We start from the raw sequence: 16,784 nt of genomic DNA, 5'->3' as shown, positions 1-16,784 counted from the left end.
CGATAGTCCGATTAACTGTCCGGTGGGGCAAACCAGGCGGATTTAAAGTCGAACCAGCCGAGGGTGTTCATACGCACACCGCGCATACTGCGTTGCCCCTGTAGCACCAGCCAGTGATGGAACAGGGGATGGATCTGATGGCTGACCGTCTGTTTCTGGCTCCATTTCGCCATCGATAAATTCCCGGCGTGCCACAGGGCGGCATCGTCGTTCATCTCTTCGCTAAAGCAATGCTTTGCCAGCGGCAATTCGTAGAAATGCGCGAACAGTGAAAACTCCAGCGGCAGGGTGAAGTTGGCACTGCCGAGCCACAGATCACTTTTGGCATCGCCGCGGTGCCAGACTGCGTAATCCACTATCTGAATAATCAGTTCGATACCTTCTTCCGCCAGCAACGGGCGCAGGGCGTTGCAGATCGCCTGATGTTCGGAATGCTCGCCGTAAAATGTCAGCGTTACCTGCGTCAGGTTTTGCGGTTTGGGCGGACGTGGCCGGGGCGCTTTGTGATGCCAGCGTGGCAGCAGGCCATACGCAGGAGACCAGTAGCGCTGGTAAATCGGTTCGGCATTATTCAGTAAGGCGATGGGATTGAGTAAATCGCACAACCACTGGCGTGTTTCTTCTGATTGTCCGACCGGCGAACGCTGGTCAAATAACAGGAAATAGCAGCCTTCTTCAAGGCGACTTTCCAGCTCGCTTTTGCCTGATTCATCGGCCTGAAGCTGTACGCCGGAATGCACCAGCTCTTCACTCAGTTCCGGTAATACCCAGATATTCACCTCGTCGATCAGTGCCCGGAAGCCAAAATAATCGTCAAAGGCGCGGATGCGCAGCTGTGTTTTCAGATTACGCACCACGGCGTAAGGGCCGGTGCCGACCGGATGGCGGGCAAAATCAGGCAGTGACTGCCATTCCTGCGGCAGGATCATCGCGTGGATATTGCCAAATAACCACGGCAGCCAGCGGTCGGGTTCATTCAGGTGGATATCTATGACATTTGCCGTGGGCGTCGTGACTGATTTCAGGTTGCTGAACAGCGGATGCGATTTCAGGCGAATAAACGTGGCGATAATATCTGCCATCTCGAGTTCGCGACCATGATGAAAATGAATGGCGGGGCGCAGATAAAACCGCCAGTGCAGCGGCGAAACTTCCTGCCAGTGATGGGCTAAATCGCCTTCTGCTTCCCCATTTTCCTCATTTATGCGTGTCAGGCCGCTAAAGATTTGTCTGGCAATGTGGGTTTCTGAACGGCGCAACATGGTGCCGGGCAGCAGATTCATCAGCGGGCGATAATACAGTACGCGCAGAATATGTTTGCCCTGACGGAAACTGCGACCGAGCTGGGACAGCAGCATCTGGCGCACCAGGGTTTTGTCGCCGACCAGTTGTACCAGCTGATCAATGCTGTCCTGTTCCAGCAGCTCTTCAGCGCGCTGTTGCTGGAGTGCCAGCCCGGTATACAAAAATTTCAGCGTGGATCGTTTGCCGCGTCCGGCCTCTGCATCCCACGTCAGCCAGCCCTGTCCCTGCATGGTGCTGAGCAACGAGCGCATGTGTCTGCGTGAACAGTTCAGGACTTCTGACAGTGCCTGTAATGTCGTTTCAGTTTCTTCACCGTGACAGCTTTGCCATAAGCGGATGAACTGTTGTTGCAAACGGGATGAGGACATAAAAGAGGAACTCCGTGGCCGATCTTCATCAATTTATCTTTCCTCATATTACGCCGATACTGTTTCTCAACGAAAGCCTGTTGTGAACAACCGGAGATCATCATGAAACGCAGTCTGAACGCCCGTTTCTATCAGCGTTATTTTGAAGCCATCAAAAAGAACGCCTCTAAAAATCATGCAGACTGGCTGTCATGGGTACCGGTGCAGTACCGTCTGGATATTCTGTCCCGTCTCACGCAGTGGGATATGGAAACGATGGACGACGAGCAATACCGCCGGCGACTGTGACTTCAGGTCTGACTAAATTCGATTTTCTGAGTAATGGTGTATTGTCACCAGCCAGTGAGGAAACTCACTGGTTTTTTTATGCTCATTTTCCAGAACCGACTGAAACTTCGCTACACTGTCTGTCTTGCTTTATCTGCATTCATTTCTCAGGGACGACGTCATGTCAAAACCTCGTTTTAATCGTATTTATGTCACCTTTCTGGTGGTCTCCTTGCTGTGCGGCGTGGCGGGTGCATTACAGGCGCCGACGCTGAGTCTGTTTCTGACCAATGAAGTGAAAGTCCGGCCATTGTGGGTCGGCTTCTTTTATACCGTTAACGCCATCGCGGGGATCGCGATCAGCTTTCTGCTGGCTAACCGTTCCGATAACAAAGGCGACCGGCGGAAATTGCTGATGTTCTGCTGCCTGATGGCGATCGGCAACAGTCTGGTCTTTGCCTTCAGCCGCGATTATCTGGTGCTGATCACTGTCGGTGTGTTGCTGGCAGCGATAGGTAACGCGTCGATGCCCCAGCTCTTTGCACTGGCGCGGGAACATGCGGATCGCTCCGCCAGTGAAGTGGTGATGTTCAGCTCGATGATGCGTGCGATGCTCTCGCTGGCCTGGGTGCTTGGCCCGCCGCTGTCGTTCATGGTGGCGTTGAACTACGGCTTTACGCCAATGTACCTGAGTGCGGCAGCGGTGTTTGTCGGCAGCATACTGATGATCCTGTTTTTCCTGCCCTCAGTACCACGCCTTGAACTGCCAGTGGACGAAAAAGTAGTGCATGCCAGTGCCTGGCGTAACAAAGATGTTCGTCTGCTGTTCTTTTCTTCTTTGCTGATGTGGACCTGCAATATCATGTATGTCATTGATATGCCGCTGTACATCACCAGCGATTTGGGCCTGCCGGAAGGGCTGGCAGGCTTGCTGATGGGGACGGCGGCCGGGCTGGAAATTCCTGCCATGTTGCTGGCCGGATATCTGGTGAAACGTACCGGCAAACGCAAGCTGATGCTGTATGCCGTGGCGAGTGGTGTGATTTTCTATGCCGGACTGGTGGCGTTTCAGTTCAAGGCGGCGCTGATGATCCTGCAACTGTTCAATGCGATTTTCATCGGCATCGTGGCGGGGATCGGCATGCTGTATTTTCAGGATCTGATGCCGGGAAGGGCAGGTTCAGCGACTACGCTATTCACCAACAGCATTTCCACCGGTGTGATTTGCGCGGGGTTGCTGCAGGGCTTTATCGTGGAAAACTTCGGCCATTATCCGGTCTACTGGGCGGCAACTGTGCTGGCGGTGGTGGCGCTCGGGCTGATGTATAAAGTCAAAGATGTTTAAATGACGTAAGGTTAATGAGCGATTTATTCGCTCTTTAACCTATTCAACTGAATAATATATTCCGTTTTTTGCTTGTTCCGGCAACGTCTTAATAATTTTGAAATATCTGTTTTTATCCTGCAAAGATTAATGTTTTAAGTGCTTCGCATCCTCTTTACCTGTATGGCTAATGAAAAGTATTTTCTATAATATCGTCTTTCTTAAAATTCTAATGCAGGGTATTAAATATGATTCCAGTTGTACTTATCAGGAAAACATATAATTCATTTATTGATGAGAAAAAATCTGAGGGCTGCTGTATTGGGTTATGCCTGACGTGGCTGGGCGATATATTAAAAGAAAGGCCGGTACAACAAAGGGGGGGCTGGTTTTCCGGCTGGCTTTCCGGTTGGTTCTCCACGCCACTGACACCTGACAAGAAAGCCTTAATCCCCTCTGACACTGCGAAGCTGAGGCTATTGCTTGAACGTTCATACCGGCGGCACGAGAGCTATCTGAGGAGCTGCAAGGAGAGCCAGCAGGATCCGAAACGTCAGACAGGACGCCATCAGGTCTTTGTTAATTATAAAAATTTCCGTCAGGCAGAAAAGGAAAGAATAACTGGCGTTCCCGGTTTACAGTATCGTCTGATAACACGTAATGATTTCATGTTATTTAACGGGGTAAACAGTTTTGGTCAGGCTTACCCTCTCACCGGAGCGATCATTGCTTTCCGGTTTTCTGAGGTACCGGGTGAGGTTGGCTATCATGCCGTTGCGGCGTTTCGCTACAGTGCTTCGGAATGTTTTTTTCTCGATCCCAATTTAGGATTATTTAAAACATCCTCTTCTTATCCTATGTTAGATATTACTAAATATATTAAAAAAGTATATAGAGAGGCTGTTCCATTAATGGAGTTTATAGTTTCTAAGAAAAGCTAATTAAATGGTGGCCGATATTTGTGCATTCGCCGTTGTTGAGTAAAAATATTAGAAGTGTTTTGAATATGATTACTGTTATTCCATCGAAAAAAAATTATGGTTCAGTCGATTTTTTATCAGGCAAGTACCAGGATCCCATCGCTGTAAGTGAAATAATCGTGACAAAGAAACTGAAGACAGGATGACTATGCAGGGGTAACTTTGCAGAGGCTTTCGGGGATGCCTGAAGGCTGATGAAGAAAGCGGGGCTGGGCCCGCCTTCTTCATCGTTTACAGATAATGATCACTGCATAAACGCAGGCTGATTCTTCTCGTAGCCGGAGATATTTTCTTCGTGCTGCAAGGTCAGACCGATGCTGTCCAGACCGTTGATCATGCAGTGACGACGGAAGCTGTCGATGACAAACGGATAGCTTTTATCGCCCGCTTTAACAGTCTGCGCTTCCAGATCCACTTCGAACTGAATGCCTTCGTTAGCTTTCACCAGCTCAAACAGTTCATCCACTTCGGCGTCGCTCAGCGTGATTGGCAGCAACTGGTTGTTGAATGAGTTACCGTAAAAGATATCGGCAAAGCTTGGCGCGATCACAGCATGGAAACCGTAATCGGTCAGTGCCCATGGCGCATGTTCGCGGGAAGAACCGCAGCCAAAGTTTTCGCGTGCCAGCAAAATGCTCGCGCCTTTGTAGCGCGGTTTGTTCAGCACGAAATCAGGATTTGGCACCTGACCGGCATCGTCCAGAAAACGCCAGTCATTAAACAGATGCTGGCCAAAACCGGTACGGGTGACTTTCTGTAAAAACTGTTTTGGAATGATGGCATCGGTATCGACGTTAGCTGCATCCAGCGGAACCACCAGACCGATGTGTTGGGTAAATTTAGCCATGGTGTTTTCCTCAGTTCAGTTCACGGATATCAGCGAAACGGCCGGTGACCGCCGCCGCTGCCGCCATTGCCGGGCTGACCAGATGCGTGCGACCGCCACGACCCTGACGGCCTTCGAAGTTACGGTTGCTGGTAGACGCGCAACGTTCGCCCGGTTCCAGACGGTCATTGTTCATCGCCAGACACATAGAACAGCCTGGCAGACGCCATTCAAAGCCCGCTTCGATGAAGATCTTATCCAGCCCTTCTTCTTCCGCCTGCGCTTTTACCGGGCCGGATCCCGGTACCACAATGGCCTGTACGCCGTTCGCCACTTTACGGCCTTTGGCCACCGCTGCCGCAGCGCGTAAATCTTCGATACGGGAATTGGTGCAGGAGCCGATGAACACTTTATCAATCGCCACGTCGGTCAGTTTAATGCCCGGCTGCAAATCCATATACGCCAGCGCTTTTTCCGCTGAGGCACGTTCTACCGGATCGGCAAAGGATGCCGGGTCCGGGATGGTCTGATTCACGGCCATCACCTGACCCGGGTTGGTACCCCAGGTGACCTGTGGTGCGATTTCAGACGCATCCAGCGTAACAACGCTGTCGAACTTCGCCCCATCTTCGGTTTTCAGGGTTTTCCAGTATTCGACCGCCGCGTCCCAGTTCTGATCTTTCGGCGCAAACTGACGGCCCTTCAGATAAGCAAACGTAGTTTCATCCGGTGCAACCAGACCGGCTTTCGCCCCCATTTCGATCGCCATGTTGCACAGGGTCATACGACCTTCCATGCTTAACGCTTCAATCGCTTTACCGCAGAATTCCACCACGTGACCGGTGCCGCCTGCGCTGCCGGTTTTCCCGATAATCGCCAGAACGATATCTTTCGCTGTGATACCGACAGGAGCTTCGCCGGTCACTTCAATTTTCATGGTTTTGGCGCGACCCTGTTTCAGGGTTTGTGTCGCCAGAACGTGTTCAACTTCCGAAGTCCCGATACCGAAAGCCAGTGAGCCAAATGCGCCGTGCGTGGCGGTATGGGAATCACCGCAGACAATCGTCATGCCCGGCAACGTCATGCCCTGTTCAGGGCCGATAACGTGAACGATGCCCTGATACGGGTGATTCAGGTCATACAACTGCACGCCGAATTCAGCACAGTTCTTGATTAATTCCTGCATCTGGATGCGCGCCATTTCGCCGCTCGCATTGATGTCTTTAGTTTGCGTGGACACGTTGTGATCCATGGTCGCAAAGGTTTTACCTGGCTGGCGAACCTGGCGGCCCATCGCACGCAAGCCGTCAAACGCTTGCGGAGAGGTCACTTCGTGAACCAGATGGCGGTCAATGTATAACAATGGCGTTTCGTTTTGCGCTTCGTAAACCACATGCGCATCAAACAATTTCTGATACAGAGTTTTGGCCATGTTATGCCCCTTCTTTCACAAAGCGGGCAATGATATCGCCCATTTCATTGGTACCCAGCGCCTGCTGACCGTTAGCTAAATCGCCGGTGCGGTGGCCTGCTTCCAGTGCTTTATTAACCGCCTGCTCGATAGCATTGGCTGCATCATCAGCACCCAGACTGTAACGCAGTAACAGTGCGGCGGACAAAATTTGTGCAATCGGGTTGGCAATGTTTTTACCGGCGATATCCGGGGCTGACCCCCCCGCAGGCTCGAACAGACCAAACGCCTGCTCGTTCATGCTGGCAGAAGGCAACATCCCCATCGAACCGGTGATCATCGCGCATTCGTCCGACAGGATGTCGCCGAATAAGTTTGAACACAGCAACACGTCAAACTGCGACGGATCTTTAATCAGCTGCATGGTCGCGTTATCGATGTACATGTGGCTCAGGCTGACATCCGGGTAATCTTTAGCGATTTCGTTAACCACTTCACGCCACATAATTGAAGTCTGCAACACGTTCGCTTTATCGATGGAGGTCACTTTGCTGCGGCGTTTGCGCGCTGATTCAAAGGCGATGCGGGCGATGCGTTCAATCTCAAAACGGTAATACACTTCGGTATCAAATGCTTTCTCGTGCATGCCCTGACCTTCGCGACCTTTAGGCTGACCGAAGTAAATACCGCCCGTCAGTTCACGAACACACAGAATGTCGAAGCCTTTTGCGGCGATATCGGCACGCAGCGGACAAAACTCTTCCAACCCCTGATACAGGCGGGCAGGGCGCAGATTACTAAACAACTTGAAATGTTTTCGCAGTGGCAACAATGCGCCACGCTCAGGCTGATCGTTTGGGGGCAGATGTTCCCATTTCGGGCCACCCACGGACCCGAACAGAATCGCATCAGCTTGTTCGCAACCGGCAACGGTCGCTGGCGGCAACGGGCTGCCATGTTTGTCGATGGCTGCGCCACCCACATCGTATTCGCTGGTGGTGATCTTCAGGCCAAAACGCTGACGTACTGCGTCCAGAACTTTATATGCCTGGGCCATGACTTCCGGGCCAATTCCGTCTCCGGGTAAGACGGCAATATGATGGGTCTTGCTCATGTTCACACCGTTTCCTGATTATTTTGAATGTTGTTGTGTTGCTGACCTGTCTGCTGCAAACGTTGTTTTTCGATCTCAACTTGTTTGCTGCGCCAGATGTTATTCAGTACGTGTACCATCGCTTTTGCGGAGGATTCGACAATGTCTGTCGCCAGCCCGACACCGTGGAAGCGGCGGCCATTGAAGGAGACGACCACGTCAACCTGACCCAGAGCATCGCGGCCCTGACCTTTGGCGCTCAGCTGGTATTTCACCAGTTCAATCTGATAACCGGTGATGCGGTTGATAGCCTGATACACGGCATCTACCGGACCGTTGCCGGTAGCGGCTTCGGTAATGATTTCTTCGCCACAGGCCAGATTGACTGACGCAGTGGCGGTAATTTTTGAGCCGGACTGCACGCTGAAGTTATCCAGACGATAGAATTCAGGTTCTTCCTGCTGCTTGTTAATGAAGACCAGTGCTTCTAAATCGTAGTCGAAAACCTGACCTTTTTTGTCGGCCAGCTTCAGGAACGCGGCATACAGATGATCCAGATTGTAATCAGCTTCTTTGTAGCCCATTTCTTCCATGCGATGCTTAACGGCAGCACGACCGGAACGGGAAGTCAGGTTCAACTGAACCTGATTCAGACCGATGGATTCCGGGGTCATGATTTCGTAGTTTTCACGGTTTTTCAGCACGCCGTCCTGATGGATCCCGGAGGAGTGTGCGAAGGCGTTAGAGCCGACAATGGCTTTGTTGCCCGGGATCGGCATGTTGGTTATCTGGCTGACAATCTGGCTGGTGCGGTAGATTTCTTTGTGATTAATGTTGGTGTGAACGTTCATGTAGTCGCTGCGGGTGCGGATCGCCATGATCACTTCTTCCAGCGCAGTGTTACCGGCGCGTTCACCGATACCGTTCAATGTGCCTTCAACCTGGCGCGCACCGGCCTGTATCGCGGCGATGGAGTTACCGACAGCCATGCCCAGATCATCGTGGCAGTGAACGGAAATAATCGCTTTATCAATGTTTGGAACACGCTCATACAAATTGGTGATGATGCCACCGAACTGAACCGGCGTCGTGTAACCCACGGTGTCAGGAATGTTGATGGTGGTCGCCCCGGCTTTGATTGCAGCTTCGACCACGCGGCACAGATTATCCAGCGGGGTACGGCCGGCATCTTCGCAGGAGAATTCGACGTCGTCAGTGTAATTACGGGCGCGTTTCACGGAATGCGTGGCCATTTCCAGCACCTGATCAAACGAGCGCTTCAGTTTGGATTCAATGTGCAGGGTAGAAGTGGCCAGGAAGACGTGGATACGGAAAGCTTCTGCGACGCGTAATGCTTCGGCAGCGGCGTCGATGTCACCGTCCACACAGCGGGCCAGACCGCAAACTCGGCTGTTTTTAATCTGGCGTGCGATAGTTTGTACGGACTCGAAATCGCCGGGAGAGGAGACCGGGAAGCCGACTTCCATCACGTCAACGCCCATTCTTTCCAGCGCCATTGCAATTTGAATCTTCTCTTTAACACTCAGGCTGGCTTGTAACGCCTGTTCACCGTCACGCAGCGTGGTATCGAAAATAATGACTTGCTCGCTCATGGGTTATTCCTTGTCTGCTTTTACTTTCGCGCCCTGCGGGAGATAAAAAAAAACCCGCGCATCGGCGCGGGTTTATTGTCTGTGGAAGTTGAATCAGTTCTGATTTTCGCCCACTGGCTTACCGCGCAAATATTCTGCGTTGAGTAGTAGGCCTAGGAGACGGGTCATCATGAACATGTGTTTCAGCTTCTCATCATCGGGTGGTCAGAACGGATATCGTTCAAACAGTGACTAAAGTGATACGGGAATGTGTGCGGTATGTCAACCTTCACTGTGTGGAAATTCCAGAAAATCACCAAAATGATATTGAATCTCATTTAGCATAAAACACTGGCGTCGCGGAGGTACTCGGGATGAAGGTTTTAAAGGGGGGCGGAAAAATAAGAACAAAAAAAATGCACCCGCCCGGGGGCACCTGGATAAATACTCTATTTAATACAGTGAATTAAAAATGATTTAGTATGGCTTAACTTATTATTCATTTTTAGAATGTTGTTTACGGAAATATTTTGCTGTTTGATATCATCAGTTTCTTTGTGGGAAATAAAATTTGTATTTCTGTTTCTGATTATTGGAAACAAAAATTCATATTTTTCTGAAAATAAATTGATGAGAATTTGCTGCGTTTTCTCTGCCAATATTTATGTTCCCCAATACCATCTCAATGCTGCGCTTTACGAAATAGATTATTGAAGATAATCATTTTATTTGGATTCGAATGTCTATTATGAGGGATATCATGTCTGACGCCGATACAGAAATACAACCTAAAACCGCTGAGGCAGAAACGCACCTTCGCAATGTTGATTTAAATTTATTAACGGTTTTTGATGCCGTCATGCAATTACAAAATATTACACGTGCAGCCAATATGTTGGGGATGTCCCAGCCAGCGGTCAGTAATGCCGTTGCCCGTTTGAAAGTGATGTTTAATGATGACTTGTTTGTGCGTTTCGGGCGCGGGATCCAACCGACGATGCGCGCACGTCAACTGTTTGGCCCGATCAGACAGGCTTTGCAACTGGTGATGAACGAACTGCCGGGGGCAGGTTTTGACCCTTATCTCAGCACACGCCAGTTTAATGTCGCTATTTGCAGCCCGCTCGATAAACGCTTCACCAGCCTGGTGCTGAAGGCCGCCGAAGAATTATCGCCGGGTGTCAGTGTTAAACTGCAAACGATTGTTAACGATGATATTGAACATCAGCTGCGTTACCAGAATATAGAATTTGTGATCAGTTATCGTAAATTTTAGCGTGCTGATTTTTGCAATCATGCCTTATTTAATGATGAGCTGGTTCTGGTCGCAGCACAAAATCATCCCCGCATCAGTCCGCATATGTCTGATGAAAAGTATCTGAAAGAAAAACATGCTGTCATGATGATGGACCGCTTCTATTCTTTCAGTTCACCTTATTACGACGACTCTGAGTTAGTTTCGCTGATTTCCTATCAAGGAACCGATCTGTTCAGCGTTATGGAAATTGTCTCCAAATCCGAGATGGTTGCACTGGTGCCGCGCTGGCTGGCACAGGCAAATGCAGGAATACTTAATTTATCCGTCATTCCATTGCCGTGGATGAAAAATACGCTGACTTGTTATCTTTCCTGGCACGAATCATCCAGCAAAGACAAAGGTAATATGTGGATGAAAACATTATTGAGCCAGTGTGTTGTTTCTCTGTAATCAGTCAGTCATTACGACTTTTTTGGCAGAGGTGATCGCAGCGAAAGCGGCTGCCTGTTCTTTATAAGATAGTTTTTTATCCTGCAGGTTTTTTTCTCCTCGTTAGAGTCCTGCAGGTTTTTTTTGTCTTAGAAATTCCGCGTGATATTTCCAAAACCCTGCTGCAGCTCCTACAATTTCATTTCGCCTTGCAATCTTTGTCGGTAGACTGTGTTAAATCTTTGTAACAGAGCAATGCAGTCAGCTCCCTCCTTTTACTGACTACGCTGGACGCCGGTATAAACGCTCAATGAATCCAACCTTAAATGATTACCATCTGATTTCCCGTTTTCGTCAGCAAGTCGTTGCCCGCGCTGAACAGACTGCATTTCGCGAGTGGTCGCCAGCGGCAGAATCTGCCCTGACCTGGCGTGAGCTGGGCGAGAAAGTGGATGCATTATCCGACGTGTTATTGCAGGAGCAAGTGGGCGTTCAGGAACGCATCGCCATTTGCGGGAATAATTCGATGGCCTGGGCGACAGCAGATCTTGCGATCCTGCAATTGCGTGCTGTCACCGTGCCGGTTTATGCCACCAATACACCCGCGCAGTCTGCATATGTACTCAATGATGCGGATGTCCGTATTTTGTTTGTCGTCGGTCAGAAACAATATGACGCGGCGGTGGCTGTGCGTGATCTCTGCCCGCAGCTGAAACACATACTGGTGCTGGACAATGATGTCGATTTACGTGGCGTACCCATTGCCCGGCATGTTTCAGGCATTGTTCCCCGGGATGCTGCTTTAGCTGCTGAGCGTGAAGTGCGGGTGAATGCCCGTGACCTGAGTGATCTGTTCACGCTCATCTATACCTCGGGCACCACCGGAGAAGCAAAAGGCGTGATGCTGGATTACCGCAGCATGGCGACGCAACTGATGCAGCATGAAAGGCGTCTGAGCATTTCGGAGCATGATGTTTCCCTTTGTTTTCTGCCGCTGGCGCACGTTTTTGAACGCGCATGGAGTTTCTTCGTGATGCATTGCGGTGCGCAAAACGTCTTCCTGCGCGAAACTGATCTGGTGCGTGATGCTTTGCAGTCCATTAAACCGACAGTAATGTGTGCGGTACCGCGCTTCTATGAAAAAGTGTTCAGCGCGATCCACGACAAAGTCTCTCGCGCAGGAACCCTCAAAAAGCGGCTTTTCCACTGGGCCGTCGGGCAGGGCAAAGAAAAGTTTTTGATCGAGCGCCGTGGCGAACGTTATCCGTTCTGGCTGGCGCCTGCGCATTTTCTCGCCGATAAACTGGTGCTAAAAAAGCTGCGTGATTTGCTGGGTGGCAATCTGCGTTTTCTGCCTGCCGCCGGTGCAAGTCTGGACGACAATGTCATTCTGTTTTTCGAATCACTCGGTCTGAAAATCAAATACGGCTACGGCCTGACGGAAACGTGCGCGACGGTGACCTGCTGGGAAGAAAATGATTTCCGCTTTGGTTCTGTCGGAACGGCGTTACCAGAGATTGAAGTGCGGATCGGCGAGGAGAATGAGATTCAGGTTCGCGGCCCAACACTCCTGCGGGGTTACTTCAATAAACCGGAAGAGACGGCGGCCAGTTTCACTGCCGACGGCTGGTTTAAAACCGGTGATGCCGGGAAAATGGATGCACAAGGGAATGTGTTTATTACCGAACGACTCAAAGATCTGATGAAAACGTCGGGCGGAAAATACATTGCTCCGCAGCGTATCGAAGGCACGCTGGTGCAGGATCGTTATATCGAGCAGGCGGCAGTCATCGCCGATGAAAGGCACTTTGTTTCTGCGCTGATCGTGCCTGATTTTGATGTGCTGAACGTCTATGCCCAGGCGCACCGTATTGATTATTTCAATCGCGCCGGACTGGTGAAAAACGAGCAGATCCTCTCGCTGTTTGCCCACCAGCTACGCGAGATTCAGCATGATCTTGCCGGTTTTGAGCAGGTGAAAAAGTTTGTGTTGCTGACCAAACCTTTCACGATGGAAGCGGGTGAACTGACCCCGACCCTTAAACTGCGCCGCAAAAATATTTTCAGCCGTTATCAGAAGGAAATCGATCAGCTTTATCAGGAGTAATGCTTCATCTGCCCGTTTCATCACTTTCCTTTCTGAATCACCGGCGTATGTCACTTCGCCGGTTTTCTTCCCTCGTTTTAGTTTCAGGTCCGCTATGGACATAATTTAATACTGTAATTTTTCCAGCCTTCCTGATATTTCTGACTGGTTAGTGCTCACAGGCAGTGTTTTGTCCCGAGCGGGAGAATGAAGGCAGTGCGAGGCGATAAAATCATGCCTGTGCAGAATTTTTGGCGTTTGCCTGACTCCGGTTCTGACGCTAAGGTACTGAGTTAGATTCTTGAACGCCAATAAGAACAGCAGGGTTTTGTGAGCCCGATAGAAAGTCCTAAAATTCAGCAATTTATCTTTAAATTGCTGCTGATAGAACAGCTAGCTGAAACACAAGTCATCCTATAAAAGAAGCAAAAAGCCTGGAGGCAAAACCATGGAGATGTTGTCAGGAGCCGAGATGGTCGTCCGGTCGTTAATCGACCAGGGCGTTAAGCACGTATTCGGTTATCCCGGCGGTGCGGTGTTGGATATCTATGATGCCCTGCATACGGTCGGTGGGATAGATCATGTGCTGGTGAGACATGAACAGGGTGCTGTTCATATGGCTGACGGTTATGCGCGTGCCACGGGTGACGTGGGCGTCGTGCTGGTGACTTCCGGTCCCGGCGCAACCAATGCGATCACCGGCATTGCCACGGCTTATATGGATTCCATTCCGCTAGTGGTGCTATCCGGCCAGGTACACAGTTCACTCATCGGTTATGACGCATTCCAGGAATGCGACATGGTGGGGATTTCCCGCCCGGTGGTGAAACACAGTTTTCTGGTAAAACGTGCGGAAGATATTCCGACTGTGCTGAAAAAAGCGTTTTATCTTGCCTCTACCGGCCGTCCTGGCCCGGTGGTTGTCGACCTGCCAAAAGATGTGGTGAACCCGCAGATTAAACTGCCTTACGCCTATCCTGATCAGGTTGCGATGCGCTCCTATAACCCGACGGTGCAAGGCCATCGCGGGCAAATCAAGCGCGCAGTCCAGACTTTACTGGCGGCGAAGAAACCGGTGCTGTACGTCGGTGGCGGTGCGATTAATTCTGAGTGTGATGCTGAACTGCTGCAACTGGCGGAGAAACTGAATCTGCCCGTCACCAGTTCCCTGATGGGGTTGGGCGCATTTCCCGGTACCCATCGCCAGAGCCTTGGTATGCTCGGCATGCACGGTACTTACGAAGCCAATATGGCGATGCACAACGCGGATTTAATCTTCGGTGTAGGCGTGCGTTTCGACGACCGTACCACCAATAATCTGGCGAAGTACTGCCCGAATGCGACGGTTATGCACATTGATATCGACCCGACGTCCATTTCCAAAACCGTGAATGCGGATATTCCGATTGTGGGTGATGCGAAGCAGACGCTGATTCAGATGCTGGAATTGCTGGCACAAAGCGACGAAAAGCAGGAATTCGATGCGCTGCGCGACTGGTGGCAAAATATTGAGAACTGGCGCGGGCGTGAGTGCCTGAGCTACGACAAAAATACCGGTACCATCAAGCCACAGGCGGTTATCGAAACGCTGCACCGTCTGACCAAAGGCGATGCCTATGTCACGTCGGACGTCGGGCAGCATCAGATGTTTGCCGCATTGTATTATAAGTTCGATAAACCGCGTCGCTGGATCAACTCCGGTGGCCTCGGCACGATGGGCTTTGGCCTGCCTGCTGCGCTGGGTGTGAAACTCGGCCTGCCGGATGAGACGGTAATTTGTGTGACCGGTGACGGCAGTATCCAGATGAACATTCAGGAGCTGTCGACCGCGCTGCAATACGATTTGCCAGTGATCGTCGTGAACCTGAACAATGGCTATCTGGGCATGGTGAAGCAGTGGCAGGACATGATTTACTCCGGCCGTCATTCTCAGTCTTACATGCAATCGCTGCCTGATTTCGTGAAACTGGCGGAAGCTTACGGGCATGTGGGTATTGCTATCCGCACGCCGGATGAGCTGGAAAGCAAGCTGGCGCTGGCGCTGGAACAGAAAAATCGTCTGGTATTTGTTGATATCAGCGTGGATGAAACAGAACACGTTTACCCTATGCACATCCGTGGCGGTGCGATGGACGAAATGTGGTTAAGCAAAACGGAGAGGACCTGATCATGCGCCGGATTTTATCAGTATTACTGGAAAACGAATCGGGCGCGTTGTCCCGCGTGGTTGGCCTGTTCTCTCAGCGTGGCTATAACATTGAAAGCCTGACCGTTGCACCGACGGATGATCCTACCTTGTCGCGCATGACGATTCAGACCGTGGGTGATGCCAAGGTGCTCGAGCAAATCGAAAAACAGCTGCATAAGCTGGTAGACGTATTACGAGTCACTGAGCTGGTGCAGGGTGCTCACGTTGAGCGTGAAATCATGCTGGTGAAGGTGCAGGCTTCCGGTTATGGCCGGGAAGAAGTTAAACGCTCTACCGAGATTTTCCGCGGTCAGATTGTGGATGTCACAGCAACGCTTTACACCGTTCAGCTGGCGGGTACCAGTGACAAACTGGACGCGTTTTTAGCCAGTATCCGTGATGTGGCTGAAATCGTCGAAGTTGCGCGCTCCGGCGTAGTGGGTGTCTCCCGTGGCGACAAAATCATGCGCTAAAGCGTAAATAATCAGCAAGATGTGAAACTTATCTGATATTTAAAAGCCCGGCTCTTGAGTTGGGCTTTATTTTTTGCGAGACAGGTGAAGCGATTCGGTAAAACACCTTGCCCGCCGGAGGCTTCTGCGGTTAGATAAAGCATTATCTTTATTAAGGGGTTTCTCAGTGAAGCTGGATGAGATCGCGAGGTTAGCGGGCGTTTCGCGTACAACGGCCAGTTATGTGATTAATGGCAAAGCGAAACAGTATCGTGTCAGCGATAAGACAGTCGAAAAAGTTATGGCTGTCGTGAAGGAACATAACTATCACCCGAATGCGGTGGCAGCGGGTTTACGCGCCGGTCGCACCCGTTCTATTGGCCTGGTGATCCCCGATCTGGAAAATACCAGTTACACCAAAATCGCCAACTTCCTCGAGCGTCAGGCCCGTCAGCGGGGTTATCAACTGCTAATCGCCTGTTCAGAAGATCAGCCTGACAACGAAATGCGCTGCATCGAACATCTGCTGCAACGTCAGGTAGATGCGATCATTATCTCCACGTCATTGCCGCCGGAACATCCTTTCTATCAGCGCTGGGCCAACGATGATTTCCCGATCATTGCGCTTGATCGCGCTTTGGATCCCGAACACTTCATCAGTGTTGTGGGTGCCGATCAGGATGACGCACTGATGCTGGCGCAGGAGTTGCGCACCTTTCCTGCTGAATCGGTATTGTATCTCGGCGCATTGCCTGAGCTTTCCGTGAGTTTTCTGCGCGAGCAGGGATTCCGCCAGGCATGGGCTGAAGATCCACGCCAGCCGGAATACCTTTATGCCAATGCTTATGATCGTGAATCAGCGGCCATAGTGTTTGCCGAATGGCTAAAAACGCACCCGATGCCGCAGGCGTTATTTACGACGTCATTCCAGCTGTTACAGGGTGTGATGGACGTTACGCTGAAAATGGAAGGGCGTTTACCGGTCAATCTCGCTATTGCCACATTCGGCGATAACGAGCTGCTCGATTTCCTCGAATGCCCGGTTCTGGCCGTGGCGCAGCGTCACCGCGATGTGGCTGAACGTGTACTGGAGCTGGTTCTGGCCTGTCTGGATGAGCCGAAGAAGCCGAAAGCAGGGCTGACCCGTATCCGCCGTAATTTGTTCCGCCGTGGTCGCCTGAGCCGCAAATAAACCCCGGACGGGT

Annotated in this window: 12 protein-coding genes and 1 pseudogene; 8 read left to right on the top strand and 5 right to left on the bottom strand. The window is 51.0% G+C overall.

Annotated features, from left to right (window positions below; translation table 11 throughout):
- Positions 1 to 11 precede the first annotated feature (11 nt).
- Positions 12 to 1,673 carry an HTH-type transcriptional regulator SgrR gene (gene sgrR, locus LC431_RS01270; protein ID WP_013577031.1) on the bottom strand — a complete coding sequence of 554 codons (1,662 nt, stop codon included), beginning with the start codon at positions 1,671 to 1,673 and terminating at the stop codon, positions 12 to 14.
- A 102-nt stretch (positions 1,674 to 1,775) separates the two neighbouring features.
- Between sgrR and sgrT the strand changes: the two genes are divergently transcribed.
- The 3 genes from sgrT to LC431_RS01255 all read left to right on the top strand — a co-directional run bounded on the left by sgrT (position 1,776) and on the right by LC431_RS01255 (position 4,205).
- Positions 1,776 to 1,961, top strand: coding sequence for a glucose uptake inhibitor SgrT (sgrT, locus tag LC431_RS01265; RefSeq protein ID WP_037033442.1), 186 nt, complete (start codon positions 1,776 to 1,778; stop codon positions 1,959 to 1,961).
- 160 nt (positions 1,962 to 2,121) lie between these two features.
- Positions 2,122 to 3,285 (top strand): MFS transporter, encoded by a 1,164-nt coding sequence (locus LC431_RS01260; RefSeq protein WP_037033441.1) that lies wholly within the window; start codon positions 2,122 to 2,124, stop codon positions 3,283 to 3,285.
- Positions 3,286 to 3,512: 227 nt separating this feature from the next.
- Positions 3,513 to 4,205: a hypothetical protein gene (locus LC431_RS01255; RefSeq protein ID WP_223509175.1), complete on the top strand. Its 693-nt coding sequence runs from the start codon at positions 3,513 to 3,515 to the stop codon at positions 4,203 to 4,205.
- Between the two features lie 283 nt (positions 4,206 to 4,488).
- On the opposite strand, the gene leuD is transcribed toward LC431_RS01255, so the two are convergent.
- The 4 genes from leuD to leuA are packed head-to-tail and all read right to left on the bottom strand — an operon-like array spanning position 4,489 to position 9,187.
- Positions 4,489 to 5,091 carry a 3-isopropylmalate dehydratase small subunit gene (gene leuD, locus LC431_RS01250; RefSeq protein ID WP_013577027.1) on the bottom strand — a complete coding sequence of 201 codons (603 nt, stop codon included), beginning with the start codon at positions 5,089 to 5,091 and terminating at the stop codon, positions 4,489 to 4,491.
- A 10-nt stretch (positions 5,092 to 5,101) separates the two neighbouring features.
- Complete coding sequence (gene leuC, locus LC431_RS01245) at positions 5,102 to 6,502, bottom strand: 3-isopropylmalate dehydratase large subunit (RefSeq protein WP_013577026.1); 1,401 nt, start codon at positions 6,500 to 6,502, stop codon at positions 5,102 to 5,104.
- 1 nt (position 6,503) lies between these two features.
- Positions 6,504 to 7,595: a 3-isopropylmalate dehydrogenase gene (gene leuB / locus LC431_RS01240; protein WP_013577025.1), complete on the bottom strand. Its 1,092-nt coding sequence runs from the start codon at positions 7,593 to 7,595 to the stop codon at positions 6,504 to 6,506.
- A gap of 2 nt (positions 7,596 to 7,597) precedes the next feature.
- Positions 7,598 to 9,187, bottom strand: coding sequence for a 2-isopropylmalate synthase (leuA, locus tag LC431_RS01235; protein ID WP_013577024.1), 1,590 nt, complete (start codon positions 9,185 to 9,187; stop codon positions 7,598 to 7,600).
- Between the two features lie 739 nt (positions 9,188 to 9,926).
- Here leuA and leuO point away from each other — a divergent pair.
- The 5 genes and pseudogenes from leuO (at position 9,927) to cra (ending at position 16,771) form a co-directional block, all read left to right on the top strand.
- A pseudogene (gene leuO / locus LC431_RS01230) lies at positions 9,927 to 10,874 on the top strand (transcriptional regulator LeuO).
- 289 nt (positions 10,875 to 11,163) lie between these two features.
- Positions 11,164 to 12,960 (top strand): long-chain fatty acid--CoA ligase, encoded by a 1,797-nt coding sequence (locus LC431_RS01225; protein ID WP_223509174.1) that lies wholly within the window; start codon positions 11,164 to 11,166, stop codon positions 12,958 to 12,960.
- Between the two features lie 427 nt (positions 12,961 to 13,387).
- Positions 13,388 to 15,106 (top strand): acetolactate synthase 3 large subunit, encoded by a 1,719-nt coding sequence (ilvI, locus tag LC431_RS01220; protein WP_013577021.1) that lies wholly within the window; start codon positions 13,388 to 13,390, stop codon positions 15,104 to 15,106.
- Positions 15,107 to 15,108: 2 nt separating this feature from the next.
- A complete protein-coding gene (gene ilvN, locus LC431_RS01215) occupies positions 15,109 to 15,600 on the top strand; it encodes an acetolactate synthase small subunit (protein ID WP_013577020.1) in 492 nt (163 codons plus the stop codon).
- A gap of 166 nt (positions 15,601 to 15,766) precedes the next feature.
- Positions 15,767 to 16,771, top strand: coding sequence for a catabolite repressor/activator (gene cra, locus LC431_RS01210; RefSeq protein WP_013577019.1), 1,005 nt, complete (start codon positions 15,767 to 15,769; stop codon positions 16,769 to 16,771).
- Positions 16,772 to 16,784 lie beyond the last annotated feature (13 nt).

This window comes from Rahnella sp. GSA61A (assembly GCF_019969905.1).
Taxonomy (GTDB): Bacteria; Pseudomonadota; Gammaproteobacteria; order Enterobacterales; family Enterobacteriaceae; genus Rahnella; species Rahnella aceris.
This window is presented reverse-complemented; position numbering and strand designations above follow the sequence as displayed.

What these genes read in the sequence shown, in the direction of transcription:
- LC431_RS01255 (WP_223509175.1), top strand. Translation starts at nt 3,513, where the DNA reads ATGATTCCAGTTGTACTTATCAGGAAAACATATAATTCATTTATTGAT.
- LC431_RS01260 (WP_037033441.1), top strand. Translation starts at nt 2,122, where the DNA reads ATGTCAAAACCTCGTTTTAATCGTATTTATGTCACCTTTCTGGTGGTC.
- leuB (WP_013577025.1), bottom strand. Translation starts at nt 7,595, where the DNA reads ATGAGCAAGACCCATCATATTGCCGTCTTACCCGGAGACGGAATTGGC.
- sgrR (WP_013577031.1), bottom strand. Translation starts at nt 1,673, where the DNA reads ATGTCCTCATCCCGTTTGCAACAACAGTTCATCCGCTTATGGCAAAGC.
- LC431_RS01225 (WP_223509174.1), top strand. Translation starts at nt 11,164, where the DNA reads ATGAATCCAACCTTAAATGATTACCATCTGATTTCCCGTTTTCGTCAG.
- leuC (WP_013577026.1), bottom strand. Translation starts at nt 6,502, where the DNA reads ATGGCCAAAACTCTGTATCAGAAATTGTTTGATGCGCATGTGGTTTAC.
- ilvN (WP_013577020.1), top strand. Translation starts at nt 15,109, where the DNA reads ATGCGCCGGATTTTATCAGTATTACTGGAAAACGAATCGGGCGCGTTG.
- leuA (WP_013577024.1), bottom strand. Translation starts at nt 9,187, where the DNA reads ATGAGCGAGCAAGTCATTATTTTCGATACCACGCTGCGTGACGGTGAA.
- ilvI (WP_013577021.1), top strand. Translation starts at nt 13,388, where the DNA reads ATGGAGATGTTGTCAGGAGCCGAGATGGTCGTCCGGTCGTTAATCGAC.
- leuD (WP_013577027.1), bottom strand. Translation starts at nt 5,091, where the DNA reads ATGGCTAAATTTACCCAACACATCGGTCTGGTGGTTCCGCTGGATGCA.
- sgrT (WP_037033442.1), top strand. Translation starts at nt 1,776, where the DNA reads ATGAAACGCAGTCTGAACGCCCGTTTCTATCAGCGTTATTTTGAAGCC.